2 pseudogenes are annotated in these 569 nt (G+C 74.0%); one reads left to right on the top strand and one right to left on the bottom strand.

What is annotated here, in order from left to right:
* Positions 1 to 410 (bottom strand): annotated as a pseudogene (locus tag CCN56_RS41455) (glycosyltransferase); the annotation flags it as partial.
* Here CCN56_RS41455 and CCN56_RS45515 point away from each other — a divergent pair.
* A pseudogene (locus CCN56_RS45515) lies at positions 409 to 569 on the top strand (glycosyl transferase family 2); the annotation flags it as partial. The pseudogenes CCN56_RS41455 and CCN56_RS45515 overlap by 2 nt on opposite strands.

The following is a 569-nucleotide window of genomic DNA, read 5'->3' on the forward strand; positions in this document are numbered from 1 at the left end:
GCGTACGCGCTCCGCGCGATCATCCGCCACAGCTCGCCGAGCCCCGGATACGGGCGGACGCTGTCCACCCGCTCCGCGAGCCCCAGCCAGATCCGGCCCCCGGCCCGCCGCACCGCCCGCGCGAGCGACACGTCGTCGATCACCGCCTGCCGGATCGCCTCCGGCACGTCCGCCGCCACCGCCGTCTCCGTCCGCAGCAGCACGCAGCCGCCCGCGGCGGCCGTCGCCAGCGGCCGCGCCCGGTTGATCCACCGGAAGGGATAGAGCTGGGCGAAGAAGTAGACGAACGCCGGGACGACCAGACGCTCCCAGAAGCTCGCGACCCGCAGCCGGGCCATCTGCGACACCAGGTCCAGGTCGTTGTCCACGGCCGCCGCCACGAGCCGCCGCAGACTGTCCGGCTCGTGCGCGGCGGCCGTGGACAACGACCTGGACCTGGTGGCGCAGATGGCCCGGCTGCGGGTCGCGAGCTTCTGGGAGCGTCTGGTCGTCCCGGCGTTCGTCTACTTCTTCGCCCAGCTCTATCCCTTCCGGTGGATCAACCGGGCGCGGCCGCTGGCGACGGCCGC

This window comes from Streptomyces sp. NRRL B-24572 (genome assembly GCF_002156145.1).
Classification (GTDB): domain Bacteria; phylum Actinomycetota; class Actinomycetes; order Streptomycetales; family Streptomycetaceae; genus Streptomyces; species Streptomyces vietnamensis.